We start from the raw sequence: 25,513 nt of genomic DNA, 5'->3' as shown, positions 1-25,513 counted from the left end.
GGCTTAGCGTCCCAGATAAACTTCGATGACACGTTCATCGGATTGCACTTGTTGCATCGTGCCTTGCGCCAGCACCGAGCCTTCATGCAATACCGTGACTTTGCCGCCTTGCGCGATTTCTTCGACAAAGCCCATGTCATGTTCGACCACCATGATCGAATGTTTGCCGCGCAATTCATTGAGCAGTTCGGCAGTGCGCGCAGTTTCAGCGTCCGACATCCCGGCTACCGGTTCGTCGAGCAGCAGTAATTGCGGTTCCTGCATTAGCAGCATGCCGATTTCCAGCCATTGCTTCTGCCCGTGCGAGAGCAGGCCGGCGAGGCGATGTTCCTGACCGTTGAGCCGAATCAGTTTCAGAATTTCTTCAATCTTGCCGATTTGTTCCGAGTTCAGGCGCGCAAACAACGTGGTCTTGACGCGCTTGTCCATCTTCATCGCCAGTTCCAGATTTTCGAAAACCGTGTGCTGTTCGAATACGGTAGGCCGTTGAAATTTGCGGCCGATGCCGGCATGGGCAATTTCATATTCGGTCATCCGGGTCAGATCGATGGATTGCCCGAAGTAGGCGGTGCCTGCGCTGGGCCGGGTCTTGCCGGTGATGACATCCATCATGGTGGTTTTGCCGGCGCCGTTGGGACCGATGATGCAACGCAGTTCACCGACTGAAATATCGAGGTTCAGATTATTGATGGCCTTGAAACCGTCGAACGATACGGTAATGTTTTCCAGATACAGAATGGCGCCGTGACTGGTGTCGACGCCTTCCGGCCGCACCCGTGCATACGAGGTGCCCTGATCGGCATGCTCGTTGTTGTCGACGGTTTGCGAGGGCGCCGCGCGATTGTAGTGCTCGCTCATGTCGCCTCCTTATCTTGTTTTTTCAATTTTTTGAACACGCCCAAAATACCGTGCGGCATGAACAGCGTGACCAGAATGAAGATCAGGCCCAGTGCATACAGCCAGAGGTCCGGGAAGGCGGCAGTAAACCAGCTCTTCAGGCCATTCACGGTGAAGGCGCCGATGATGGGCCCGATCAGTGAACCGCGCCCGCCGACGGCGGCCCAGATCACCATCTCGATGGAATTCGCCGGTGACATTTCCGACGGATTGATGATGCCTACCTGCGGTACATACAAGGCACCGGCAATACCGCACAGCACTGCCGACAAGGTCCAGACAAACAGTTTGAACCACAGGGGGTTGTAACCGATGAACATCAGCCGCGATTCCGAATCACGCACGCCTTGCAGCACCCGGCCCAGCTTCGAGGTCACGATGGCGCGGCACAGCAGCAGCGCACCGAGCAGGAACGCCAGCGTCACCAGATACAGCACCGCCTTGGTCGATGGCGCGGTAATGGTGTAACCGAGAATCCGTTTGAAGTCGGTGAAGCCATTGTTGCCGCCGAAGCCGGTATCGTTGCGGAAGAACAGCAACATGAAGGCGAAGGTCATGGCTTGCGTGATGATCGAAAAGTACACGCCCTTGATGCGTGAACGGAACGCAAAGTAACCGAAGATGAACGCCAGCAAACCGGGTATCAGGACCACCAGCAACATCGCAAACCAGAAATGGTCGCTCAGCCACCAGTACCAGGGATAGGCTTTCCAGTTGAGGAACACCATGAAGTCGGGCAGATTGCTTTGATAGACGCCGTCGCGACCGATGGCGCGCATCAGATACATGCCGTGCGCATAACCGCCGAGGGCAAAGAATACGCCGTGACCGAGTGACAGGATGCCGGTGTAGCCCCACACCAGATCGAGTGCCATTGCTGCCATGGCGTAGCACATGAATTTGCCGACCAGCGCCACCGTGTAGCTGGAAATATGCAGCGCATGGCCGTCGGGAAAACTCAGGTTGAGGATCGGCAGCAAGGCCAGTATCAGCGTGCAGACGACGATACCGATCCAGGCCGGGCGCGAGAATAACGAGGTGGTTGGCATCAGGGTACTCATTCGACGCTCCTGCCTTTCAGCGCAAACAGGCCTTGCGGACGTTTCTGGATAAAGATGATGATGAACACGAGGATGGCGATTTTTGCCAGTACCGCACCAGCTACCGGCTCCAGGAATTTGTTGACTTCACCGAGGCCAAAGGCGGCAATCACGGTGCCGGCCAGTTGACCGACGCCACCCAGCACCACCACCATGAACGAATCGACGATGTAACCCTGACCCAGATCGGGACCAACATTGCCCAACTGCGACAAGGCGACCCCGCCGAGGCCGGCAATACCGCAGCCGAGGCCGAAGGTCATCATGTCGATCTTGCCGGTCGAGACACCAACGCAAGAGGCCATGCGGCGATTCTGGGTGACGGCGCGCACGAACAGGCCGAGCCGGGTTTTGTTCAGGATCAGCCACACCGCCAGCACCACGAACAGCGAAAAGAAGATGATGACGATGCGGTTATACGAGAGCACCAGCGAACCGAGCACAGTGACGCCGCCGGACATCCAGCTCGGGTTGGATACCTCGACGTTTTGGGCGCCGAAGATGGTGCGCACGGTCTGCATCAGCATCAGGCTGATACCCCAGGTACATAACAGGGTTTCCAGCGGCCGCCCGTAGAGCCAGCGAATCACCAGGCGTTCCAGCGCGATGCCGACCGCAGCAGCGACGATGAATGCCGCCGGCAGCGCCACGATCAGATAGGCATCGAGTGCGCCCGGCAGAAATTTGCGGAACATCAACTGACAGACATAGGTGGTGTAAGCGCCGATCATCAGCAACTCGCCATGCGCCATGTTGATGATGCCCATCAGGCCGAAGGTGATGGCCAGACCGAGCGCCGCCAGCAACAGTACGCTGCCGAGCGAGACGCCGTAAAACAGTTTGCCGATGAATTCATTGACCGTCAGATGACGATTCAGCGCCGTCAGCGTGCGTACCGCTTCGATGCGCACGCCTTCATCGGCTTCGACATAACTGCCATCCGGATTTTTTGCCAGCATTTGTTCCAGCACCGGCTTCAGATTGGCATTGGTGGTATCTGCCAGCGTCTTGACTGCCGCCTTGCGGGTTTCGGCATCGGGCGCATGCAGATTGGCGGTAGCGATCACTTGTTGCAAGGTGTCGCGGATATCGGCATCGGTTTCCTTGGCCAGCGCTTTGCTGATCAATGGAATTTGCGCCGGATCGGCACTCTTGAGCAATTCGTTGGCAGCAGCGGCGCGTGCATTGCGGTCGGGCGAAAAAAGTTTGAGCCCTGACAGCGCACCTTCGACCACGGCGCGCAGACGATTGTTGACGCTGATGGCTTCGGCATCGTCCGGTGCCGGGCCGCTTTTGTCGGTTGCCGGATTGAACGAGTCACTGTCGTCGATGATCAGGATGTCGCCGGCCGGCGTGGCAAACAGCGTATCGGTATTGAGTGCATCGAGAATCTTTTTGGCATCGGCGTTGGCCAGCGCGGCAATTCGGGCGACGGCGGCAATCCGGGCGTCGGGGTCATCACCGGCAAGCGGCTTGAGCAAGGCGCTGTCAACGGCGGCCTGGGCATTGCCGATCACGCCGGCACAGCAGGCGGTGAGCAACACGGCGGCGAAGAATCGGGGGAAAAGTCTCATGGTTTTTTTCATTGGTGCGGCAAGACCTGGAACGACTCAGAGGCGTAACGCTGCGCGGACAGAGACAGAGAACGATGCGCGCGGCCCGGCTGCAGCGAACGGGATGTCGGGCGTCCGCTGCAGCGACGGGTACTGCGCTCAAACCTTACATCTTCTGCTTGCCTTCATTGCCCGGGATGTACGGGCTCCATGGTTGCGCACGGATCGTGGTCTTGGTCTTGTTGACCACGTTGAACTGACCGTCAGCCTTGATTTCGCCGATCATTACCGGTTTGTGCAAATGATGATTGGTGGCGTCCATTTCCAGCTCGTAGCCTGACGGTGCCTTGAACTTCTGGCCGGCCATGGCAGCGATTACCTTGTCGGTATCGGTGGATTTTGCTTTCTCTACGGCTTGCTTCCACATGTACAGGCCGACGTAAGTTGCTTCCATCGGATCGTTGGTGACGACGGTGTTGGCATTCGGCAGTTTCTTGGCGACGGCGTAGGCTTTCCACTTCTTGATGAAGGCGGTATTGACCGGATTCTTCACCGATTCAAAGTAGTTCCATGCCGCCAGATGGCCGACCAGCGGTTTGGTATCGACGCCGCGCAATTCTTCTTCACCGACAGAGAATGCAACCACCGGCACGTCGGTTGCCTTCAGGCCGGCATTACCGAGTTCTTTATAGAACGGCACATTGGAGTCGCCATTGATGGTCGAGATCACGGCAGTCTTGCCGCCAGCGGAAAATTTCTTGATGTTGGCGACGATGGTCTGGTAGTCGGAATGACCGAACGGTGTGTAGACTTCGTCGATATCGCTGTCTTTGACGCCCTTGCTGTGCAGGAAGGCGCGCAGAATCTTGTTGGTGGTGCGTGGATAAACGTAATCGGTACCGAGCAGAACGAAACGCTTGGCACCGCCGCCTTCTTTCGACATCAGATATTCGGTCGCCGGAATCGCTTGCTGGTTAGGCGCGGCGCCGGTGTAGAACACGTTCTTTTCCAGCTCTTCACCCTCGTACTGCACCGGGTAGAACAACAAGCTGTTCAATTCCTTGAAAACCGGCAGTACCGACTTGCGCGATACCGAGGTCCAACAGCCAAATACCACCGATACCTTGTCTTGCGAAATCAACTGGCGCGCTTTTTCGGCGAACAGTGGCCAGTTGGAGGCCGGATCGACGATCACCGGTTCCAGTTGTTTGCCCATGACACCGCCATTGGCGTTGATTTCAGCAATCGTCATCAGGGCGACATCTTTGAGCGAGGTTTCCGAAATCGCCATGGTGCCCGACAGGGAGTGCAGGATGCCTACCTTGATAGTATCCGCGGCAAACGCGGCAGGGAGCCAGGAAGAAGCTGCAAGTGCGAACGCGCCGAGTGCTGTTGCTTTAAGTATTGTGCGACGTGACATGAAGTGCTCCTACGGTGAGAAGAATCGATGAGAGTAGTTGACTGCACAGTTGCTTTAGCAGAATGCGTGCCAATGGCTGCGAGGATGAGGAAGGGCGTGTTTATCGCTGTCCGGAATTGCTTTGCACTACTTTGGCGCTCCGGATCGGGGCCATGACATAGACATCAGGAATCCGCCCCGAAACGGGGCGGTGGGGCAAGTTGAATGGGTGGGGAAGAGGGCACGGGATGCCACGGACGGTATTGTTGCAGCCCGTCAATTTTCGAGAAATCGGCCGCTGCACCTTGTTCACAGCGGCGCAACGCAGATGATGCCGATGCCTGCTGCGTGCGATAACATGGTGCAGAAGCGCGTTACGGCATGGTGCTCAGAGGCTTGCGTCGCCGCTCCATTCCGATACGAAAGCGCTGCGGAAGTCGAGCAGCAGTTGCAGGCGTTGCTGGCCGAGCAGACGGCCGGCCCCGGTTTGCATCGATGCCGGCAATGCGGCCAGCTTGATTCCAATATGGTCGAGTGCATAACGCTTGTCATCACTCTCGCGGCATTGCGCCAGCGGATCATCGGGATGTGCCAGTGCGCTGCCCATGCGACCGGCGGTATAGAACAGCCGCGCTAGTCCGACCGTGCCAAGAGCATCCAGCCGATCCGCATCTTGCACAATACAAGCCTCGATGGACGTCGGTTTGATGGCGGCCGAAAAGCTGTGCGCTTCGATGGCATGCGCCAGCGCCGTCAATTTCCCGGCAGGAAAACCCAGTGCACTCAGTTGCGTGCAGGCAAGCTGCGCCGATTGACGGGAAGCCTGATGGCGTTGCTGATGATCCTTGGGCAGGTTGACCAGATCGTGCAGATAACAGGCGGCCTGAACAACCAATGGATCGGCTTGCGGATAGGAAGTCAGCAGGGTTTGTGCGGTGCGCCAGACGCGGTGCAGGTGGCTCAGATCATGGGCGCCATCGTTGCCGGCGGCAGCACTCGCCAGTGTGATCAGATGGGTTTGCCATGTAGCGGGATGAAAAGACATGAATCGTTATCGGCAATGAACAAGCGGGGATGATAACGGATCGCCGATGATGTTTCACGGCAGCGGTCGGGTTTGAAGAAGCATAAAAAAACGGCAGGAAATTGCTTTCCTGCCGGTCAAGTCACAACGATTGCCGATGGGGCGTCAGAAATTGTTGCGACCGCTTTTCAGGCGAGCCAGCGACGCGACCAGCGCATCGACATCGGCGCAATTATTATAAAAAGCCAATGACGGCCGCACCGTGCTTTCGAGACTGAAGCGACGCAAGATCGGTTGCGCGCAGTGATGGCCGGAACGTACGGCAATGCCATCCTGGTTGAGCGCGGCGCCGACTTCTTCGGTCTTGTAACCGGCCAGCACGAACGACAATACGGCGGCTTTGTCTTTGGCGGTGCCGATCAGGCGCAGACCCGGGATCTCCTTGAGACGGTCGGTCGCGTACAACAGCAACTGATGCTCATAGGCGCCGATGGTATCAATACCGATACGATTGACGTAGTCGATGGCCGCGCCCAGTCCCACGGCATCCGCGATATTGCCGGTGCCGGCTTCGAAGCGGCCCGGCGCATCGTGGTACTGCGTATGCTCGAAGGTGACGTCGCGAATCATGTTGCCGCCGCCTTGCCATGGCGGCGTGTCGTTGAGCAAAGCTTCTTTGCCGTACAAAACACCGATACCGGTAGGACCGAACACCTTGTGACCGGAAAATACGAACCAGTCGCAATTCAACGCCTGCACGTCAGCCCGCAGATGCGAGACCGATTGCGCACCATCCAGCAAGACCCGGGCGCCGGCAGCATGGGCCATGTCGATGATCTGTCTGGCCGGCGTGATGGTGCCGAGCGCGTTCGAAATCTGAGTGAACGCCACCAGCTTGGTACGCGGGTTCAACAGTTTGGCGTATTCATCGAGTTGCAATTGGCCGTCATCATCGACCGGAATCACGCGCAGTCGCGCTCCCTTTTCAGCGCACAGCATTTGCCACGGCACGATGTTGGCGTGGTGCTCCAGATGGCTGACGATGATTTCATCATCGCGACCGATATTGGCGCGGCCCCAGCTTTGCGCCACCAGATTGATGGCTTCCGTCGTGCCGCGCACGTACACCACTTCATTGGCCGAGCGGGCATTCAGGAAGCCGCGTACTTTTTCACGCGCTCCTTCATAGGCATCGGTGGCGCGTGCAGCAAGTTCATGTGCGGCCCGATGAATGTTGGAGTTTTCGTGCGCATAAAAATACGCCAGCCGGTCGATCACCGATTGCGGCTTATGCGTGGTGGCCGCGTTATCCAGCCATATCAGTTGCTTGCCGTTGACGCGTTCCTGCAAGATCGGAAAATCACGTCGTACCTGATGGATATCGAACGGCGCGCGTACCGTGTTTCCTTTGTCCGGATGCAGACTATCGGTTTGCAAACCGGGAACATTGAGGCCGGAAGGAAACGGCCGGGCGTGCGCCAGAAAATAATAGGACGGGCCGCTGGCGCCGGTCTCTGGCAATACCGCCGGACGCGGATGGCTGAGCGACGAAGAGGACAGCAAATGTTTCAGTTCTTCATCGCCGGGTACACCGAATTCGGTCGGCGATACCCGCGAGCCAGGGCCGGACAACGGCAAGTCACCGTTGAGCGCGTTGGGTACGCTGCCAGCGCCGGCTTGCGGTGCCGCCGCCGGCGAAAAACCGAGACCAGCACCGGGTGCGGATACGCCGGCTGGCAATGCCGGCGGCGCTGCATTCAAATGCGACAAGCCAGCCGGCAAACCATTTGCACCGGCGGCCGGTGCGGATGACGGCAAGCTGCTGAAGAATTGATTGGCCAACTGCGCCAGTGCGGCGACGTCAGGCAAACCGGGGCCGGGAGAATTACTTGTACTCATGGTACTTGCCCACTTCGACATCTTCCAGCACGGCGATGGAGTCATCGGTCAGCACAGCCAGCGAGCAATACAGCGACACCAGATACGAAGCGATGGCCTTGTGATTGATACCCATGAAGCGCACCGACAAGCCCGGGCTTTGTTCGCCCGGCAGATCCGGCTGATACAGGCCGACCACGCCCTGACGGCTTTCACCGGTACGAATCAGGATGATCTTGGATTTGCCATCTTCAATCAGAACCTTGTCGCTCGGGATCAGAGGTACACCGCGCCAGGTGATGAATTGCGAACCGAACAGCGAAACCGTCGGCGGCGGTACGCCACGACGGGTGCATTCGCGGCCGAAGGCGGCAATCGTGACCGGATGGGCGAGGAAAAAGCCGGGTTCTTTCCAGACTTTGATCAGCAATTCGTCGAGATCATCCGGGGTCGGCGCACCGGTGCGGGTCTTGATGCGTTGCGACGCAACGATACTGTGCAGCAGGCCGTATTCCTTGTTGTTGATCAGTTCGCTTTCCTGACGCTCCTTGATGGTTTCAATGGTCAGGCGCAACTGTTCCGAAATCTGGTTATACGGCTTGCTGTACAGATCGGAAACGCGGGTGTGCACGTCGAGCACGGTGTTGACCGCACTGAGCATGTACTCGCGCGGATTTTCGATGTAATCGACGAAGGTTTGCGGCAATTCGCGTTCGTCGCGCGCCGAGCAGTCGACGGCAACGCTGGAAGCATCTTTGACTTTATTGAGGCGATAAATACCGGACTCGACCGGCACCCATTGCAGCAAATGGGTCAGCCAGCGCGGCGTGATCGACGACATCTGCGGGACGGTGCGCGTCGCAATCGCAAGTTGACGGGCGGCGACATCGCCAAGTGCGGTATTGACTTCGGGTTTGCTGGCCATGGTTTTCCTGTGATGAAAGGTTGGTGGTGAGAAAGATCAATAAAGAGATGCAAGTAAGCCGTGAGAACACATTCAGTCGTTGCGCATCTGGGCCTGTGAGATATTGCTGCCGGGCGGTACGCTGCGGGTCAGCCAGACATTGCCGCCGATGGTCGAGCCCTGGCCGATGGTGACGCGGCCGAGAATCGTGGCGCCGGCATAGATGACGACATCGTCTTCGACGATGGGATGGCGCTGGTTGCCTTTGATCAGTACGCCGTTGTCGTCGGTAGGAAAACGTTTGGCGCCGAGCGTGACGGCCTGATACAGGCGTACCCGATGACCGATGATGGTGGTTTCGCCGATCACTACACCGGTGCCGTGATCAATGAAAAAGCTGCCGCCGATCTGTGCTGCCGGATGAATATCGATTCCTGTCACCGAATGCGCGATGTCGGCAATCAGGCGCGCCAGCAACGGTGTGCCCAAGGTGTGCAGCGCATGTGCCAGACGGTGATAGATGATGGCGGTGGTGCCCGGGTAGCACAGCAGGATTTCCGAGACGCTGGTGGCTGCAGGGTCGCCGTGAAAGGCGGCCTGGATGTCGCTGGCCAGTACATCGCGGATGGCTGGCAGACGTGCCGCAAACTGGCGGGTGATATCGATGGCCTTGCTGCTGATATCGGCGTCAGGGGTATTTTCTTCGAGTACAAACAACAGGCCGCGTCGGACCTGTTCCGACAACACATTCAAGGTAAAGCTGAGCGTATTGCCGACGAAGTAGTCGATGGTTTCGTCATTCAGATCGGTGCGCCCGTAGTGCGTCGGGAACAAGGCTGCCGATAAACCTTGCAAGACTTCAGCGAGGGCTTCGCGCGATGGCAGTTCGCGGATGTGTCCGCGGTGCCGGATCTTGTTGGTGATCTCGCGCGAGGTACGCAAGCCCGATACAACTGCATCAAGGCCAAGCGTGGAACTGTCCATCAACGGTTCGAAGAAATGACGAATGCTCATACTTTATCCTGGCAAAGGCATCCGTTCCGGCGCTATCACGGAACGGACGAAAGCCGCATCCATGAAGGCTTTGCGGCATATCAGAAGGCCCGCGCATTGTGGCTTTGCACGGTTGCTTTTACTACGAATTTTTATGCTCGAAAAACGCATAAACTAATTTGCCAATTTCATAAGGAGGCATATTCGTGCGACATGAACGGCATTTCATGCAGCCTCATCCGTTCTTGCATGAAGAATGCAGTCATCACGTCCAAAAGCGCATATATGCCAGGTTGTTTTTTTGGCAGGTCAGCGTGTGACCGGTGTTACGGATGAGACTAAGCGGATCGGCGAATGCGAGGAACGAAGGAATTCGTATTTGTATATGCGACGGCGTTGCGAGTGGCCACGCAAAGCAAAGATGCATGTGGGGTACAGCGATGACAGGAACAAACAGTGAGAGCGGAAGCGGGTGGGAAATACAGATGAAAGATACGACAGGAGGGAAGATGAAATACGGGAGGGAGGTGAATTACGCAGAGCGCGGACCCTTGCTATCGGCGAGGTGTCCGGACTGTTCAGTGACCCAGGCTATCTGCCGGGTGTCATCGTTGCGATTACTGCAGGTATTGCTTGTATCGATACTGCCGGCCGGTGCCGGCGACGTGGTCCCTGGCACCGGCATCATCCTGGTGGCGGTCTCCGGAGAGATCGCCAGTCAATCAGACAGGCTTGATATTGGTAGCTTTGGCGCCTTTAGGGCCTGTGCCAACTTCGAACGATACGCGTTGGTTTTCAGCCAGGCTCTTGAAGCCGCTCGATTGGATGTCTTGAAAGTGAGCGAACAGATCATCGCCACCTGCATCAGGAGTGATAAAGCCGAAGCCCTTGGCGTCATTGAACCATTTGACGATACCAGTTTGAGTAGTCATGTTACTTCCTTGTAAAAAATGAGGGACAACGCCCGAAGCGCACCCGAGACCAAGATGTAACCGAAGGGATTCAAACAGGTATGGCTCTGAAAGAGCACAAGAGAAAGAGACCGACAATAAGACGACTTGATATAAGTGCAGAATTCAATATACAGGTTAACCCGGGGATTACCTAGCACTCATTTCAGAACCACGCTGTTGTCGCGGGAAATGTTCCCGCGACGGGCAGATCAGCGGTAAGCGTAGGTCGGTTGCGGTACATGCGGTAACAGCTGCGCGATGGCACGTTGCAAACGCTCTTCCGTTCTTTTGCTGCGCATGGGGTGACCGCTGGTGCAGAGTTCCGGATCGGGAAAGTAGACGCGAACCGTTTTTGCCAGGGTGACCAGCTCCAGCCGGTGCGCATGCTCGTGTGTCAGGTCAGTGCCGATATCCCATGTGGTTTCCGATATCTGCACGCCTTGAGCGAGCGCGATGGCAATAGCCCGTGCCGAGATGGCATCGGCACCCACCTGGCGGTCGATGCGCATTTCCTGGCTCATGGCTGCGGCGATCAGTAACGACGACGTTGTTGGCCGCCTGGAATCGGGCCGCGCTTTTCGAGGTGACGGAAGGTGATGCGACCCTTGCTCAGATCGTAGGGCGAGAGTTCCAGCGTGACTTTGTCACCGGCCAGAATACGGATGTGATTCTGACGCATTTTGCCGGAAGTATAGGCGATCAACTGATGACCATTGTCCAGATTGACGCGGAAACGCGAATCCGGCAGCACTTCTTCAACCAGACCATTCATTTCAAGCAGTTCTTCTTTTGCCATTGTTTCTTTCCATATAAGGCGGTCGCCGAAGCAATTACCCGCAAGCTGCATCCAGTGCAGCGGTGATTCGCAGTAGCCAGCCGGCTGATTGCAGCCGGCACGATTTGACGATTTACTCTCAGTCCTCTCGCCGGCAGGCACGCTGGCAGAGACTCACGCAGGTAGCTTGTTGAACGACTTGAGATCGGGAACAGCCGCTACGCTTCAAGCTGCGACAAGCATGCGACCGGTAACGGAGAGAGACTAAAAAACTGAAGACCAGTCAGACAAGACACAACTTGCCCACGTGGTCGCATTATACCGCACATGCAGGATTGACATATGTACCACGTCGTGTTGTGCCATGCAGACGACACCTTTCGTGGCGGCGATAAGACGGTGCTGTCAAAAGCCGCTTTTCGGTGAAACTTGTCAAATTGCAATGCATTTGTCATGGAAAGTCAGGAACGCTGCTATTTGCATGATTTTGATTGCAATTGCCAGAACATGGAGGCACTATCGTTGGATCAGTTTTCACATTTCCACTACTGGAAAGGAGTGCACGATGACCAAGGTAGCTGCAGTCAAGCAGACGAAAGCCGGGATAGGTTTCACGGTTTGCGTCGATTTCATTCACCGGGAATGCTTCATTTCGAATGAAGCGCTGATCAAACTGGGTGAGCAGATGTATTCCATCATTGGCCCGATGCAGACTTTTCGCGTGATGGAAGCCAATATCAGCGGTGTGGCACGGCGTCTGGTGCATGCCGGCGTAGGCGGTACCCCGTTATTGCTGGGTCCGCATACATTTCAGTAAGGTCGTTTGTCGCTACAGTGACAGCGTGTTGGTGCATTCCTGCTGTTCCGCATGGCAGCGCAGATTTTCCAGCGTAACCACCGCGATCTCGGTCAATGCTTCTTCCGTAAAAAATCCCTGATGTCCTGTGACCAGCACGTTGGGGAAGGTCATGAGCCGCTGAAACACATCATCCTCAATGATTTCCGACGAGTGATCCTGAAAGAACAGCGTACTTTCCTGTTCGTAGACATCAATTGCCAGTGCACCGAGGCGACGCGCCTTGAGGGCGTCGATGACGGCCGCCGTATCGATCAATGCGCCGCGTGACGTGTTGACCAGCATGGCATCGGGTTTCATGTGCAGCAAGCTGTCAGTGTTGATCAGATGCCGGGTGGCCGGCAATAACGGGCAATGCAGCGAGACGATATCGGCCTCGCGCAGCAGCACGTCGAGTGCAACATAGTCCCCCAATACTTCGAACGCCGGTGATTGCACCGGATCGTGACCGAGCACGCGGCAGCCAAAACCTTTCAATATGCGCGCCGTAGCCAGGCCGATATGGCCGCTGCCGACAATGCCGACGGTCTTGCCGTGCATGGTTCTGCCGAGCAGGCCGTCGAGCGCAAAATTTCCTTCACGCACGCGGTTATAGGCGCGATGCGTATGTCGGTTGAGCGTCATGATCATGGCTACCGCATGTTCCGCGACGGCTTCCGGTGAATACGCCGGTACGCGGGCGACGAACATGCCGAGCTCGGTGGCGACACGCAGATCAACGTTGTTGTACCCCGCACAACGCAGCAGTATGGCGCGCACGCCATACTGCTTCAATTGTCGCAATACTTCCGCATCCAGCTGATCGTTGACGAATACGCAGACCGCATCGCTGTCATGGGCCAGCGCGGCCGATTCGGTATTCAATGTGGCTTGCTGATAATGCAAAGAAAAGCCGCTGGCGGCAAATGTCTTCGCATTGATGGCATCGAAAAAATGCTGGTCGTAACGCTGCGCGCTGAAGAATGTAACTTTCATGATTAGTTCCAGTGAGTTGCGGCCAGTATCCGTCATTTGTCGAGACAGAACAAATCAATAATTTTGGATTTCTACTCGCATTTTTTCGGGAGTTACTAATTTAGCATTGGGTATTCGGTTGTATAGCATCATTTGATTTACCAGCTGCTAAATATACGGTCAAATGCCAGCATGAATATGCACGCACATCGACGCAAACGCTTACTCGCATTAATCGAAGATCAGTATGACGGCAGCCGTCAGCTTTTTTGTGATCATTCTGCAATGAGCGAATCGCGCCTGGCGCAGTTACTCTCGCCGACCTATCGGGGCGGCTACGGGTTTGGCGAAAAAGCGGCGCGCAATCTCGAAATTCTTCTCGGTATCGAATTGCTGTATTTCGATCTTTTTGCGGCATCGGCATCTTCCGGCGCCAATGCATACAAGCGGGTTGCGCAATCGTCTGCAGTGGGTTGCGACTATATCGAAATCCGCAACGTCGCGCTGACGCTGACGGCGGGTGATCCCGACTTCACCATTCAGGCGGATGACAGCGATGGCCGGCTGATCGGGTTTCGGTGCGAGTGGTTCAAGGCGCGTGGCTTCCAGCCGGAAAAGCTGATCGCCACCATCGCCCGTGACAAGAGCATGGCGCCGACCATCATTGCCGGCGACGCGGTAGTCATCAATACCTGCGATACCCGGCTCAGCGACGGCGCCATCTACGCTTTCAATTACGAAGGCGGTCAAATCATCAAACGTGCAGTCAGAGATCTCGGCAAATGGTTTCTGGTTTCCGACAACACCAATCAAAAACACTATCAGCGACAGGAATGCAAAGGTCCGGGCTGCATCGTGATCGGCCGGGTAGTGATGCTGCAACGGGAAAAGATGTGAATGCAGATGTGACGGCGCCGGTATCGTGCAGCGTCACCCGATCATTTCCCTGACCCGGACGCTGCACGTTGCCTGAACGCTCAGCCGCATCAGGCAGTCAGCTTTTGCATCTCCAGATACAGATCGGCTTTGCCTTCGAAGCCGATGCCGGGCAGCTCGGGCAAGGTGATGTAGCCGTTATCGACCTTCACGCCGTCGGGGAAGCCGCCATACGGCTGGAACAGATCGGGATAGGATTCATTGCCGCCAAGGCCGAGACCGGCTGCAATATTGAGCGACATCTGATGGCCGCCATGCGGAATGCAGCGACTGGCGGACCAGCCATGTTCCTTGAGCATGTCCAGCGTGCGCAGATATTCCACCAGGCCGTAGCTCAACGCACAGTCGAATTGCAACCAGTCACGGTCAGCGCGCATGCCGCCGTAGCGAATCAGATTGCGCGCATCCTGCATCGAAAACAGATTCTCGCCGGTCGCCATCGGATTGGCGTAGTAGTTGCGCAGTGTCGCCTGCAACTCGAAATCCAGCGGATCGCCGGCTTCTTCATACCAGAACAGATCGTACTGGGACAAGGCCTTGGCATACCGGATGGCGGTATCCAGATCGAAACGTCCGTTCGCATCCACCGCCAGTTTCTGGCCGTCCTGCAACACGCTCAAGATAGAATCGATGCGGCGCAAATCTTCGTCGAGCGAGGCGCCGCCGATCTTTTTCTTGACCACCGTGTAGCCGCGATCGATATAACTGCGCATTTCATCTTTGAGCTTGTCGTGATTCTGCCCCGGGTAATAGTAACCGCCGGCGGCATACACAAAAATCTTGCGGTCCGGCTGCCCATCCCGATAGCGTTCGGCCAGTAATTGAAACAAGGGCTTGCCGGCGATTTTCGCCACCGCATCCCATACCGCCATGTCGATGGTGCCGATGGCCACCGAACGTTCGCCATGGCCGCCGGGTTTTTCATTGGTGAACATGGTGGCCCAGATCTTGTGCGGGTCGAGATTCTGTCCGCTCTGGTCCAGCAGGTAATCCGGATCGGCTTCCAGCAGACGCGGAATGAAACGCTCGCGCATCAGCTTGCCCTGACCATAGCGACCGTTGGAATTGAAGCCATAGCCGACCACCGGCTTGCCATCGCGAATGACGTCGGTGATGACTGCCACCAGACTCAGCGTCATCTTGCTGAAATCGATATAGGCATTGCGGATCGGTGAACTGATGGGGATGGTCTTTTCGCGAATTTCAACGATTTTCATGTTGGTCTCCTGCGTGGGGTCAGAGTGATCGGAGTCAGTAGCTTAGGCCTCGCGGCGCGGTTTATACTTGAATCCAACTCATTTGATTATTAACTTTTGGTGAAAGCCGACATGACGTCCGAACTGGAGTTCTTTGTGTTGATCGCGCGTCATGGCAATCTGTCTGCCGCTGCCCGCGCGCTTGATTTGACGCCGCCGGCGGCGACCAAGCGCCTGGCGCAGATGGAAAACCGGCTGGGCGTGCGGCTCATCAACCGCACCACGCGCAGCATCAGCCTGACCACGGAAGGTGAAATTTATCTGCATTACGCGACGCGCATTCTGGAGCAGATGCGGGAAATGGAAGATGCGGTCTCACCGCATCGGTCGGCACCACGCGGTTTGCTGCGTGTGAATGCAACGCTGGGTTTTGGTCGTACCACGATTGCGCCGCTGGTGTCACAATTTGCACGGCGCTATCCGCAGGTGGAAGTGCAACTGGAGGTCACCGACAAGCCAGTCGATCTGGTCGACAGCGGATTCGATCTGGCAATCCGTTTCGGCACGTTGCCCGACAACCGTCTCAACGCCCGCTGCGTCATGACCAACCGGCGCTTTCTGTGCGCTTCACCGGCATATCTGGCGCGACATGGTACACCGCAGACCTTGGCCGATCTGACCACGCATCATTGCATCATTCACCGGCAAAACGATGAGGCACATGCAGTCTGGCGATTCACGCATCTTGACCAAAGCGAGGTGGTCAAAGTGCAGGGCATGTTATCGAGCAATGACGGCGATATTGTCCTGGGCTGGGCGCTCGACGGACACGGCATTCTGATTCGCTCGGAATGGGACCTGGCCAAGTATGTGGAAAGCGGCCGCTTGAAAATCGTGTTGCCGGACTTTCACCTGCCGTCGGCGGACTTGTTCGTCTACTACCCGAATCGCCGCAATCAGAGTGCGCGCGCCAGAGCCTTTATCGATTTTCTGGTAGCGCACTTTCGGCAACCGCTGTGATGCGGAGCCAGCGGCAGCATCAATGCGGTTTTGCCAAATAAGCGCTGGGCGGCAAACCGAAGGTCTTGCGAAACGCTGCCGTGAATGCACTGGGACTGTCATAGCCGTGATCGAGTGCAACATTCAGGATGGAATCGCCGCGCGCCAGCGCCGGCAGGCTCAGCAACAAACGTGCATGACGCAGCCAGACGCCGAAGGTCATGCCGGTTTCACGCTTGAACAAGCGCGCGAAGGTGCGCTCATTCATTCCCAGCTGACCGGCATGATCGCCGATGCTCAATCCGATGGCGGGCTGTTCCAGCAGACGCTGGCACAGTCTCGACAAGCCGGCATGGCGCGGCATCGGTACGTGCAGCGACAGCGACGGCGCAGTACCGATTTCATCCAGAATCAACTCCATGACGCGTTGCTCATGCGCCGGATTGACCGCGTGTTGCGGCATGTCTGCCCCGCGAATGATCAACTCGCGCAACAAGGCCGACACCGGAATGACCCGACATTGCTGCGGCAGCGCGGGGCAAACGTCGGGTTCGACATAGACGGCACGAATCTCGACTTCACTGGCCACGCTCACCTCATGTTCCACCAGCGGCGGCAACCAGACGGCGCGATCAGTTGGCACCACCCAACTGCCTTCGGCCGCGTGCACCACCAGCACCCCGGAAATCGCGTGCATCAATTGGCCGCGCCGATGGCTGTGGCTGGTGAAGGTATGACCGGATGGGCGGTTGATCGCCAACACGGCAACCGGGCGTCCCGGGCCTTGCCAGGGCGAGCCGGCGGAAAAGATATCGTTGTCCATGGAGCGATGAGAGTTTGAACGTCAACAAGCGCGGTAATTGGTCGGCTATTCTAAGCAAATGCAGAGTGATTGTCTGTTTTGCGATGATTAAAGTCATTTTGACGTGCGACAGACTCTTGCCGATCCGAGACCATGATTCTCTTTGACCTCCGGAGAATGTCACGCATGTCCCCCTATTTTTATCCCTTTCTTGCCATTGTCTTGTGGGCCGGTAATGTCATCGCATCCAAAATGGCGGCGTCGGCGATTGCGCCCAGTGCCATTACCTTTTACCGGCTGGTGCTGGTGTTGGTGATCATGACGCCGTTCATGCTGCGGCCCTTATGGCGCAACCGCGAGCTGATCCGGCGCCATTTCTGGAAACTGGCGCTTGGCGGCCTGATGTCGATGGTGGTGTTCCAGGCCTTGTCTTACCGTGCCGCTGAAAGCACGACCGCCACCAACATGGCAATCGTGACGGCGCTGATTCCGTTGCTGACGGCCATCTTGAGCACGATCGTGCTGCGCGAACCGGTCACGGTCGGCATGACGGCCGGTGGCATCCTGTCATTCGGCGGTTTGCTGTATCTGGTCGGACACGGCGATCTGACAGCGATTGCCCGCGACGGTGTGCATATTGGTGATGCCCTGATGTTGCTGGCGGCCTTGTCGTTTTCCTTGTATGGCGTACTGTTGCGGCATTGGCGCATGGGCGTGCCGGCGTGGCAGGCGGTATATGTACAGGCGGTGGTCGCCGCGATCTTCATGTTGCCGATTTTCTTGTCGTTGCCACCGGGGGTGTCCGCGCTTGATGCCAAAACCGTGCCGCTGATTCTGTACGCCGGCATTGGCTCGTCCATCATGCTGTCATTCTTCTGGATGGAAGGCGTCAAGTTGCTGGGACCGAACCGTTGCAGTATTTTCATCAACCTGTTGCCAATCCTGACCGCCATTTTCGCGATTCTGTGGCTGCATGAGTCGATGCAGTCGTATCACATCATCGGCGGCGGCATCAGTCTGATCGGTGTGCTGATTGCTCAGACCGTACAGCGGCCGTTGTTGCGCGCACGCCTGACATCACAAGGCTGAAGCCGGTATGTGATGGGGCCGGACGCAACCGATATGTTGTCTTAAAGCTATTTTATTGCGCTGAAAAAGCGGTCGCCGGTGGTGGAAACATGCCGTAAGGCATTGTTTCCACACGGACCGGCGGCAAACTTAAATCCTCCATTTCCTCACAAGCGAGTAAACTGCCGTCAACATCTCATCGCGCCGTGCGACGAGAAAAACAGTGAGCACGCTATGTCTGAAGCACCCATCCCCCTATTTACCGACCTCAATCTGACGGAACCGCTGCTGCGGGTCCTGAAAGAGCTCGGCTACGAATCGCCGTCGCCTATCCAGGCCGCCGCCATTCCCATCTTCCAGAGCAACCGCGACGTTCTCGGCCAAGCCCAGACCGGTACCGGCAAAACAGCGGCATTTGCGCTGCCGATCCTGTCCCGTCTCGATCTCAAGCAACAAACACCGCAAGCACTGGTGCTGGCGCCGACCCGCGAACTGGCAATCCAGGTCGCCGAAGCATTCCAGCGTTATGCCACCCATATTCCCGGTTTTCACGTCTTGCCGATTTACGGCGGCCAAAGCTACGGACCACAACTGAGCGCCTTGCGCCGTGGTGTTCACGTAGTGGTGGGTACCCCGGGCCGGGTGATCGACCATCTGGAAAAGAATTCGCTCGATCTATCGCAACTGAAGACGCTGGTGTTGGATGAAGCCGATGAAATGCTGCGCATGGGTTTCATCGACGACGTTGAAGCGATTCTGCAAAAGACCCCGGCATCGCGCCAGACGGCATTGTTCTCGGCCACCATGCCGGCCGTCATCAAGCGCATCGCCAAGACTTACCTGCGCGATCCGGCAGAAGTCACGATTGCCGCCAAGACCGGTACTGCCGACAACATTCGTCAGCGTTACTGGCAAGTCAGCGGCATGCACAAGCTGGATGCACTGACCCGCATTCTGGAAGTCGAACCGTTCGATGGCCTGATCATTTTTGCGCGCACCAAGCTCGGCACTGAAGAACTGGCCGGCAAACTGCTGGCGCGCGGTTTTGCGGCTGCCGCCATCAATGGCGATATTCAGCAACAGCAACGCGAACGCACGATCCAGCAATTGAAAGATGGCGACATCGATATCCTGATCGCCACCGACGTCGCCGCGCGCGGACTCGACGTCGAGCGCATCAGCCACGTCATCAATTACGACGTGCCTTACGATCCGGAAAGCTATACTCACCGCATCGGTCGTACCGGCCGTGCCGGTCGCAGCGGTGAAGCGATCCTGTTCATCACGCCGCGCGAAAAGAATCTGCTCAAAGCGATTGAGCGTTCCACCCGTCAGCCGATTACCGAAATGGTGCTGCCGACGATTCAGGCCGTCAATGACGTCCGTATCGCCCGCTTCAAGGAGCAGATCGGCGAAACGCTGGCCGCTGGCGAACTCGAACTGTTCCGCTCCCTGATCGAAGATTACGAGCGCGAACAAAATGTGCCGGCGGTGGAAATTGCTGCGGCGCTGGCCAAGATGGCGCGCGGCAATGTACCGCTGCTGCTGGACAAGAACAAGCGCGAACCGCATACCGAATTTGTCCGTTCGAATGACCGTCCGGCCCGTGGCGATCGTCCTGAGCGCGGTATGCGTGAAGAACGCGGTGATCGTGGCAATCGCGCCGAGCGGCCATCGTATCCGGTCAAGGAACGCATCGCGCGCGAGTCCGATCCCGGCATGCAGACCTTCCGCATTGCGGTGGGCCATCAGCACGGCGTCAAGCCGGGCAACATCGTTGGCGCGATTGCCAATGAAGCCAGCATGGATGCCAAGAATATCGGTCGCATCGAAATTTACGACGACTACAGTGTGCTCGATTTGCCGGACGATATGCCGGCCGAATTGCTGACGCACTTGAAGTCGGTGTGGGTCGCCGGTCAGCAATTGCAGATCGTGCGTGACGGCGAGCAGGGCGCTGCGGCGCCGCGTCGTGAACCGGCTGAACGTGCAGAACGATCCGAGCGCACCGAACGTCCGGCACGCGGCGAACGCAATGATCGCAGCGACCGCGTTGAACGCGCCTTCAGCGAAGAACGTCCGGCACGTGAAGAACGGCCACGTCGCGAAGAGCGTCCAGCGCGCGAAGACCGCGCTCGTCCGGCTGATTTCGCGACCAGGTCCTATCGGATTGAAGTCGGTCATGAACACGGCGTCAAACCGGGCAACATCGTTGGTGCGATTGCCAATGAAGCCGGCATGGATGCCAAGTTCATCGGCCGTATCGAAATTTTTGATGACCACAGTACACTCGATTTGCCGGACGACATGCCAGGCGAGTTGCTCGAACATCTGCAAAAAGTGTGGGTCGCCGGTCAGCAATTGCGCATCAGCCCGGCTGGCGCAGGCGCACCAGCGCCTGCACCGGCGCGCAGCGATCGCGCACCGCGCAAAGATGCACGTGAAGAACGCAGCCCGCGTACCGAACGCGGCGCGCCTGCCGAACGTGACAGCCATGGCAGCCGTGAAGAAGTTAGCGAATACCTCGAACGCAAGCCGGAGCCATCGGATGACCGCAAGCGCAAGCCGAGCTTCCAGATGCAAACTTACCGGATTGAAGTCGGCAGCGTGCATTCGGTGACGCCATCCGGCATCGTCGGCGCGATTGCCAATGAAGCAGGGCTCGACGCCAAGCTGATCGGTCGCATCGATATTCAAAATGATCACAGCACGCTCGATTTGCCGACCGGCATGCCGAAGCAATTGCTGAATCAGTTGAAGGCCGTGCGCGTGATGGGCCAGCCGCTGAAGATCACTCCGGTCGGTGTCGGTACCGAGCATCATGACAAGACGCCGCTGAAAACGCCGTTGACCAAGCCGACCCTGCACGCCCGTGCCGGCCGGCCGGGCGACAAGCGTTCGGACAAGCGCGCGCCAGCCAAGGGCAAGACGGAATACGTCAAGCCCAAGGCACATCGCAAAGGTAGCAAGGACTGATCTTGCTGTTTCTGACGGCGCTTTTACAGCGTCGTCGGGAGGCAACCTGCCGGCGCAGGTTGTCTCATTCCGGAGCGGTCGCTGACCGCTCTGCATGCCGCTGCCATCAGGAATTGACGGCAGACGCTATAATTCCCCCTTGTCTGTTCTCACTTTCCCCCAGGTTTTGTCGCTGCCGCCCGGTATCGGCCCGACCGTCATTGTTCATGCACACAAACTCTTCGCCCTTCCAGGGCAAACGTTTTCCCGGTTGGCTGATACTGTTGGCCGGGCTGACGGCGATGGGCGCTTTGTCGATCGATATGTATTTGCCCAGCTTCGCCTTTATCGCGAACGATCTGGGCGTGGGCAGCAATATGGTGCAACTGACGCTGTCGACATTTCTGATCGGGCTCGCCGCGGGCCAGATGTTTTACGGTCCGATCAGTGACCGTTTCGGGCGCAAGCCGCCACTGTATTTCGGTATTTCTCTCTACGTTCTGGCGTCGCTCGCCTGTGTTTTTGTGACCAACATCGAAACCCTGGTGGTATTGCGTTTCTTTCAAGGGTTGGGCGGCTGTTCCGGCATGGTGATTTCGCGCGCGGTAGTGCGCGACAAGATGGGCGCCGAAGGTTCGGCCAAGGCCTTTTCGCTGTTGATGCTGGTGTTTGGTCTGGCACCGATTCTGGCGCCGTTCATCGGTGGTCTGTTGCTGACGGTATCGACCTGGCGCGCGATCTTTGTCTTGCTGACCCTGTTTGGCGCCTTGTGTTTGTTCAGCACTCATCGCGTCATGGAAGAGTCGCTGGACCAGCAACACGTGGTGCCGCTGCATCTCGGGAACATCTTGCGGCAGTACTACGGTTTGCTGAAGCACCGGCAATTCATGGCGTATGTCTTGTGCGGCGGCCTGATGCAAGCCGGCATGTTTGCGTATATTTCAGGCGGTCCGTTCGTGCTGATCGAATTGCATGGCATCAAACCGCAGAATTTCGGTTTCGTATTCGGCGCCAATGCCATCGGCCTGATTGCCTGTTCCCAGATCAATGCGCGTCTGGTGTTCAAGAGTTCATCCGACCGCGTATTGGGCAAAGTGCTGTGGTTCCCGGCCAGCCTGTGTATCGTGAGCGCGATTCTGGTGGCCTTCGGCGTCAATAATCTGTATTTGCTGCTGGCCACATTCTTTGGCTTCTTGTCGTGTTACGGTTTCATCAGCCCGAATACGGCGGCCATCGCGCTGTCCCAGCAGGGACGTCAGGCCGGCACTGCAGCGGCGCTGATGGGCACCGTGCAATTCAGCATGGGCATGTTGTCGGGTCTGGTGATGAGTGTCTGGCATGACGGCACCGCCTTGCCATTGGTGACCGTGATGGCGGTGTGTGCCGGTGCCGCTTACCTGCTGTATCACCGGGTCGCCAAGCACGCCAGCAAATCTGCTGCGGCTTGAACCGGAGCCGCAGGACCGCTGTCTGTAAAGCGCCGCCGCGGTGGCCCTCTGCTGTAACAGCGAATTCCTGCAATAATGGCGTTGCTCAAATGAAATTGTCATCGTGACATAAGCAGAGGCGGACGTTAACCGCACGAATCACCACTTTCGGGTCACCATGTTTTACGCCATCGTTTCGTTCCTGTTGTGGGGACTGTTCCCGCTTTACTTCAAGTTGCTGCAAGACGTGCCATCGTTCGACATCGTCGTGCAACGCATCTTCTGGTCGTTGCTGTTTCTGATGGGCGTACTGCTCTGGCGCGGGCAGTGGGACTGGTTGCGGCAAGTGGTGCGGCAACCGAAGGTATTGCTGGGTTTCCTGCTCAGTGCCTTGCTGTTGTCCGGTAACTGGGTACTGTATGTCTGGGCTGTCAACAGCGGTCGCATCGTCGATGCCAGCCTTGGCTATTTCATGAGCCCGCTGGTCAGCGTGCTGCTGGGTTATCTGATCCTGAAAGAACGTCTGCGCCCCTTGCAATGGGTGGCGGCGGCGCTGGCATTGAGCGCGGTGCTGTGGCTGACCTGGGTCAATGGCGCGCTGCCGTGGATCGGTTTGCTGATCGCCGCGACCTTCGGTATTTACGGCTTGCTGCGCAAGACTGCCAGACTCGGCGCCTTGCACGGGCTGGCGCTGGAAACCATGTTGCTGTTTCCGCTGGTGCTGGCGATTTTGACCATCAGCACCTTGCGCGGCACCAATGTGTTTCTCGGTGCCTCGTGGCAAACACAGGTGCTGCTGGTACTCGGCGGTCCGGTGACTGCGATCCCGCTGTTGCTGTTTGCGCGCGCGGCGCGCAGGATTCCCTTGTCGCTGCTTGGCCTGCTGCAATACATTTCACCCACCATGCAACTGTTGACCGGGGTCTGGCTGTATCACGAACCATTCGACGGACAGCGTCTGACCGGCTTTGTGGTGATTTGGACGGCGCTGGCTGTATACTCGCTGGAAGGATTGTGGAAGCTGTGGTCAAACAAGACCCGTCCGATCAAGGCCTGACCGGCACCGGCTGCCGTCGGCGTTGCATTTTCATCATTAACTGACAAGATAAACATGGCTCAATACGTATTTACAATGAACCGCGTCGGCAAGATCGTGCCGCCGAAGCGTCAGATTCTCAAAGACATTTCGCTCTCCTTCTTCCCCGGCGCCAAGATCGGCGTGCTGGGTTTGAACGGTTCGGGTAAATCGACGCTGCTCAAGATCATGGCCGGTATCGACAAGGAAATCGAAGGCGAAGCAACGCCGGCGCCGAACCTGAACATCGGCTATCTGCCGCAGGAACCACAACTGGATCCGGAACAGACCGTGCGTCAGGCCGTCGAAGGTGCACTCGGCGAAGTATTCGAAGCCCGTGCCAAGCTCGATGCAGTTTATGCTGCATACGCCGAACCGGATGCCGATTTCGATGCACTGGCGACCGAACAGGCGCGTCTGGAAGCCATCATTTCCACCAGCGATGGCAACAACATCGACCAGCAATTGGAAATGGCCGCCGATGCGTTGCGTTTGCCGCCATGGGACGCCAGGATCGGCGTGCTGTCCGGCGGTGAAAAGCGGCGCGTGGCGCTGTGCCGTTTGCTGCTGTCCAAGCCCGACATGCTGCTGCTCGACGAACCGACCAACCATCTGGATGCGGAATCGGTCGACTGGCTGGAACAATTCCTGTTGCGCTTCCCCGGCACCGTGGTGGCAATTACCCATGATCGTTACTTCCTCGACAACGCTGCCGAATGGATTCTGGAACTGGATCGCGGCCATGGTATTCCATGGAAGGGCAACTACAGCTCCTGGCTGGAACAAAAGAACGCCCGCCTCAAGCAAGAAGAGTCGAGCGAATCGGCGCGCCAGAAAACCATCGCCAAGGAACTGGAGTGGGTGCGGCAAAATCCGAAGGGACGTCAGGCCAAGAGCAAGGCCCGTCTGTCACGCTTCAATGAATTGTCCGAACACGAATACCAGAAGCGCAATGAAACCCAGGAAATTTTCATTCCGGTGGCCGAGCGTCTGGGTAACGAAGTCATCGAATTCGCCAATGTCAGCAAAGGTTACGGCGACCGTCTGTTGATCGATGATGTGAGCTTCAAGATTCCGGCCGGTGCCATCGTCGGTATCATCGGCCCCAACGGTGCCGGTAAATCGACCATGTTCCGCATGCTGGCGGGTAAAGAGCAACCGGACAGCGGCACCGTGACCCTCGGACCTACCGTTCGGGTATCGCTGGTGGATCAGTCGCGTGAAGATCTGGAAAACAAGAAGACCGTGTTTGAAGACGTCGCCAATGGCGCTGACATCCTGACCGTCGGTCGTTTTGAAATGCCGTCGCGGGCGTATCTGGGACGTTTCAATTTCAAGGGCGGCGACCAGCAAAAGATCGTCGGCAATCTGTCCGGCGGTGAACGCGGCCGTCTGCATCTGGCCAAGACGCTGTTGCAAGGCGGTAACGTCTTGCTGCTCGATGAACCGTCCAATGATCTGGATGTGGAAACCTTGCGTGCGCTGGAAGATGCCTTGCTGGAATTCGCCGGTACGGTACTGGTGATTTCCCATGATCGCTGGTTCCTTGATCGTATTGCAACGCACATCCTGTCATTCGAAGGCGATTCGCAAATCTCGTTCTTCGACGGCAATTATCAGGAATACGAAGCCGACAAGAAAAAACGTCTCGGCGAAGAAGGTGCAAAACCGAAGCGCATCCGGTACAAACCGGTTACCCGCTAAGGTACAAAAAAGGCGAATCGGTTGGCGATTCGCCTTTTTAATTTGCCTGCGACAAACAGGTCGCA

22 protein-coding genes are annotated in these 25,513 nt (G+C 57.2%); 8 read left to right on the top strand and 14 right to left on the bottom strand.

Features of this window, described 5'->3' with window-relative positions:
* Nucleotides 1-3 precede the first annotated feature (3 nt).
* The 11 genes from urtD to infA form a co-directional block, all read right to left on the bottom strand.
* Nucleotides 4-858, bottom strand: a complete 855-nt coding sequence (urtD, locus tag AKL27_RS20735; protein WP_050464767.1) for an urea ABC transporter ATP-binding protein UrtD — start codon at nt 856-858, stop codon at nt 4-6.
* Entirely contained in the window at nt 855-1,958 is a 1,104-nt protein-coding gene (urtC, locus tag AKL27_RS20730) for an urea ABC transporter permease subunit UrtC (RefSeq protein WP_050464766.1), read from the bottom strand. The genes urtD and urtC overlap by 4 nt, the downstream gene beginning before the upstream one ends.
* The gene (gene urtB / locus AKL27_RS20725) at nt 1,955-3,571 is read right to left on the bottom strand and encodes an urea ABC transporter permease subunit UrtB (protein WP_050464765.1); all 1,617 of its coding nucleotides are present in this window, start codon (nt 3,569-3,571) and stop codon (nt 1,955-1,957) included. Before urtB ends, urtC begins: the two co-directional genes overlap by 4 nt.
* A 145-nt stretch (nt 3,572-3,716) precedes the next feature.
* Complete coding sequence (gene urtA, locus AKL27_RS20720) at nt 3,717-4,970, bottom strand: urea ABC transporter substrate-binding protein (protein ID WP_050464764.1); 1,254 nt, start codon at nt 4,968-4,970, stop codon at nt 3,717-3,719.
* 367 nt (nt 4,971-5,337) lie between these two features.
* Nucleotides 5,338-5,994: an HD domain-containing protein gene (locus tag AKL27_RS20715; protein WP_050464763.1), complete on the bottom strand. Its 657-nt coding sequence runs from the start codon at nt 5,992-5,994 to the stop codon at nt 5,338-5,340.
* A 144-nt stretch (nt 5,995-6,138) separates the two neighbouring features.
* On the bottom strand, nt 6,139-7,872 hold the full coding sequence (locus tag AKL27_RS20710; RefSeq protein WP_050464762.1) for a family 2A encapsulin nanocompartment cargo protein cysteine desulfurase: 1,734 nt from the start codon (nt 7,870-7,872) through the stop codon (nt 6,139-6,141).
* A complete protein-coding gene (locus AKL27_RS20705) occupies nt 7,859-8,776 on the bottom strand; it encodes a family 2A encapsulin nanocompartment shell protein (protein ID WP_050464761.1) in 918 nt (305 codons plus the stop codon). The genes AKL27_RS20710 and AKL27_RS20705 overlap by 14 nt, the downstream gene beginning before the upstream one ends.
* A 72-nt stretch (nt 8,777-8,848) precedes the next feature.
* Complete coding sequence (gene epsC / locus AKL27_RS20700) at nt 8,849-9,769, bottom strand: serine O-acetyltransferase EpsC (RefSeq protein ID WP_050464760.1); 921 nt, start codon at nt 9,767-9,769, stop codon at nt 8,849-8,851.
* Between the two features lie 701 nt (nt 9,770-10,470).
* On the bottom strand, nt 10,471-10,680 hold the full coding sequence (locus AKL27_RS27270; protein WP_083439190.1) for a cold-shock protein: 210 nt from the start codon (nt 10,678-10,680) through the stop codon (nt 10,471-10,473).
* A gap of 230 nt (nt 10,681-10,910) precedes the next feature.
* Nucleotides 10,911-11,222: a hypothetical protein gene (locus AKL27_RS20690; protein WP_232311056.1), complete on the bottom strand. Its 312-nt coding sequence runs from the start codon at nt 11,220-11,222 to the stop codon at nt 10,911-10,913.
* Nucleotides 11,223-11,233: 11 nt separating this feature from the next.
* A complete protein-coding gene (gene infA, locus AKL27_RS20685) occupies nt 11,234-11,497 on the bottom strand; it encodes a translation initiation factor IF-1 (protein ID WP_050464758.1) in 264 nt (87 codons plus the stop codon).
* Between the two features lie 544 nt (nt 11,498-12,041).
* Between infA and AKL27_RS20680 the strand changes: the two genes are divergently transcribed.
* Entirely contained in the window at nt 12,042-12,293 is a 252-nt protein-coding gene (locus AKL27_RS20680; protein WP_050464757.1) for a hypothetical protein, read from the top strand.
* Between the two features lie 12 nt (nt 12,294-12,305).
* Here AKL27_RS20680 and AKL27_RS20675 read toward each other — a convergent pair whose 3' ends face one another.
* On the bottom strand, nt 12,306-13,307 hold the full coding sequence (locus tag AKL27_RS20675) for a 2-hydroxyacid dehydrogenase (protein ID WP_050464756.1): 1,002 nt from the start codon (nt 13,305-13,307) through the stop codon (nt 12,306-12,308).
* Nucleotides 13,308-13,571: 264 nt separating this feature from the next.
* On the opposite strand from AKL27_RS20675, the gene AKL27_RS20670 reads away from it, so the two are divergent.
* Nucleotides 13,572-14,183: a S24 family peptidase gene (locus AKL27_RS20670; protein WP_198156032.1), complete on the top strand. Its 612-nt coding sequence runs from the start codon at nt 13,572-13,574 to the stop codon at nt 14,181-14,183.
* 89 nt (nt 14,184-14,272) lie between these two features.
* On the opposite strand, the gene AKL27_RS20665 is transcribed toward AKL27_RS20670, so the two are convergent.
* Nucleotides 14,273-15,439 carry a mandelate racemase/muconate lactonizing enzyme family protein gene (locus AKL27_RS20665; RefSeq protein ID WP_050464754.1) on the bottom strand — a complete coding sequence of 389 codons (1,167 nt, stop codon included), beginning with the start codon at nt 15,437-15,439 and terminating at the stop codon, nt 14,273-14,275.
* Between the two features lie 111 nt (nt 15,440-15,550).
* Between AKL27_RS20665 and AKL27_RS20660 the strand changes: the two genes are divergently transcribed.
* Nucleotides 15,551-16,438, top strand: coding sequence for a LysR family transcriptional regulator (locus tag AKL27_RS20660; protein ID WP_408609780.1), 888 nt, complete (start codon nt 15,551-15,553; stop codon nt 16,436-16,438).
* 19 nt (nt 16,439-16,457) lie between these two features.
* Here the strand turns inward: AKL27_RS20660 and AKL27_RS20655 are convergent, their stop codons facing one another.
* Entirely contained in the window at nt 16,458-17,240 is a 783-nt protein-coding gene (locus tag AKL27_RS20655; protein WP_050464753.1) for an AraC family transcriptional regulator, read from the bottom strand.
* 165 nt (nt 17,241-17,405) lie between these two features.
* Here AKL27_RS20655 and AKL27_RS20650 point away from each other — a divergent pair, with 165 nt between their 5' ends.
* From AKL27_RS20650 to ettA, 5 genes are all read left to right on the top strand, one after another.
* Entirely contained in the window at nt 17,406-18,308 is a 903-nt protein-coding gene (locus AKL27_RS20650; RefSeq protein ID WP_050464752.1) for a DMT family transporter, read from the top strand.
* Nucleotides 18,309-18,521: 213 nt separating this feature from the next.
* Nucleotides 18,522-21,263, top strand: a complete 2,742-nt coding sequence (locus tag AKL27_RS20645; RefSeq protein ID WP_083439189.1) for a DbpA RNA binding domain-containing protein — start codon at nt 18,522-18,524, stop codon at nt 21,261-21,263.
* Nucleotides 21,264-21,469: 206 nt separating this feature from the next.
* A complete protein-coding gene (locus AKL27_RS20640; RefSeq protein WP_050464751.1) occupies nt 21,470-22,690 on the top strand; it encodes a Bcr/CflA family multidrug efflux MFS transporter in 1,221 nt (406 codons plus the stop codon).
* A gap of 157 nt (nt 22,691-22,847) precedes the next feature.
* On the top strand, nt 22,848-23,726 hold the full coding sequence (gene rarD / locus AKL27_RS20635) for an EamA family transporter RarD (protein ID WP_050464750.1): 879 nt from the start codon (nt 22,848-22,850) through the stop codon (nt 23,724-23,726).
* A gap of 54 nt (nt 23,727-23,780) precedes the next feature.
* Nucleotides 23,781-25,448 (top strand): energy-dependent translational throttle protein EttA, encoded by a 1,668-nt coding sequence (gene ettA, locus AKL27_RS20630; RefSeq protein WP_050464749.1) that lies wholly within the window; start codon nt 23,781-23,783, stop codon nt 25,446-25,448.
* Nucleotides 25,449-25,513 lie beyond the last annotated feature (65 nt).

The organism is Herbaspirillum autotrophicum (assembly GCF_001189915.1).
Lineage (GTDB): Bacteria > Pseudomonadota > Gammaproteobacteria > Burkholderiales > Burkholderiaceae_D > Herbaspirillum > Herbaspirillum autotrophicum.
The sequence above is the reverse complement of the archived record's forward strand: the minus strand, read 5'-3'. Positions and strand labels throughout refer to the sequence as shown.

What these genes read in the sequence shown, in the direction of transcription:
- urtD (WP_050464767.1), bottom strand. Translation starts at nt 858, where the DNA reads ATGAGCGAGCACTACAATCGCGCGGCGCCCTCGCAAACCGTCGACAAC.
- urtC (WP_050464766.1), bottom strand. Translation starts at nt 1,958, where the DNA reads ATGAGTACCCTGATGCCAACCACCTCGTTATTCTCGCGCCCGGCCTGG.
- urtB (WP_050464765.1), bottom strand. Translation starts at nt 3,571, where the DNA reads ATGAGACTTTTCCCCCGATTCTTCGCCGCCGTGTTGCTCACCGCCTGC.
- urtA (WP_050464764.1), bottom strand. Translation starts at nt 4,970, where the DNA reads ATGTCACGTCGCACAATACTTAAAGCAACAGCACTCGGCGCGTTCGCA.
- AKL27_RS20715 (WP_050464763.1), bottom strand. Translation starts at nt 5,994, where the DNA reads ATGTCTTTTCATCCCGCTACATGGCAAACCCATCTGATCACACTGGCG.
- AKL27_RS20710 (WP_050464762.1), bottom strand. Translation starts at nt 7,872, where the DNA reads ATGAGTACAAGTAATTCTCCCGGCCCCGGTTTGCCTGACGTCGCCGCA.
- AKL27_RS20705 (WP_050464761.1), bottom strand. Translation starts at nt 8,776, where the DNA reads ATGGCCAGCAAACCCGAAGTCAATACCGCACTTGGCGATGTCGCCGCC.
- epsC (WP_050464760.1), bottom strand. Translation starts at nt 9,769, where the DNA reads ATGAGCATTCGTCATTTCTTCGAACCGTTGATGGACAGTTCCACGCTT.
- AKL27_RS27270 (WP_083439190.1), bottom strand. Translation starts at nt 10,680, where the DNA reads ATGACTACTCAAACTGGTATCGTCAAATGGTTCAATGACGCCAAGGGC.
- AKL27_RS20690 (WP_232311056.1), bottom strand. Translation starts at nt 11,222, where the DNA reads ATGAGCCAGGAAATGCGCATCGACCGCCAGGTGGGTGCCGATGCCATC.
- infA (WP_050464758.1), bottom strand. Translation starts at nt 11,497, where the DNA reads ATGGCAAAAGAAGAACTGCTTGAAATGAATGGTCTGGTTGAAGAAGTG.
- AKL27_RS20680 (WP_050464757.1), top strand. Translation starts at nt 12,042, where the DNA reads ATGACCAAGGTAGCTGCAGTCAAGCAGACGAAAGCCGGGATAGGTTTC.
- AKL27_RS20675 (WP_050464756.1), bottom strand. Translation starts at nt 13,307, where the DNA reads ATGAAAGTTACATTCTTCAGCGCGCAGCGTTACGACCAGCATTTTTTC.
- AKL27_RS20670 (WP_198156032.1), top strand. Translation starts at nt 13,572, where the DNA reads ATGAGCGAATCGCGCCTGGCGCAGTTACTCTCGCCGACCTATCGGGGC.
- AKL27_RS20665 (WP_050464754.1), bottom strand. Translation starts at nt 15,439, where the DNA reads ATGAAAATCGTTGAAATTCGCGAAAAGACCATCCCCATCAGTTCACCG.
- AKL27_RS20660 (WP_408609780.1), top strand. Translation starts at nt 15,551, where the DNA reads ATGACGTCCGAACTGGAGTTCTTTGTGTTGATCGCGCGTCATGGCAAT.
- AKL27_RS20655 (WP_050464753.1), bottom strand. Translation starts at nt 17,240, where the DNA reads ATGGACAACGATATCTTTTCCGCCGGCTCGCCCTGGCAAGGCCCGGGA.
- AKL27_RS20650 (WP_050464752.1), top strand. Translation starts at nt 17,406, where the DNA reads ATGTCCCCCTATTTTTATCCCTTTCTTGCCATTGTCTTGTGGGCCGGT.
- AKL27_RS20645 (WP_083439189.1), top strand. Translation starts at nt 18,522, where the DNA reads ATGTCTGAAGCACCCATCCCCCTATTTACCGACCTCAATCTGACGGAA.
- AKL27_RS20640 (WP_050464751.1), top strand. Translation starts at nt 21,470, where the DNA reads ATGCACACAAACTCTTCGCCCTTCCAGGGCAAACGTTTTCCCGGTTGG.
- rarD (WP_050464750.1), top strand. Translation starts at nt 22,848, where the DNA reads ATGTTTTACGCCATCGTTTCGTTCCTGTTGTGGGGACTGTTCCCGCTT.
- ettA (WP_050464749.1), top strand. Translation starts at nt 23,781, where the DNA reads ATGGCTCAATACGTATTTACAATGAACCGCGTCGGCAAGATCGTGCCG.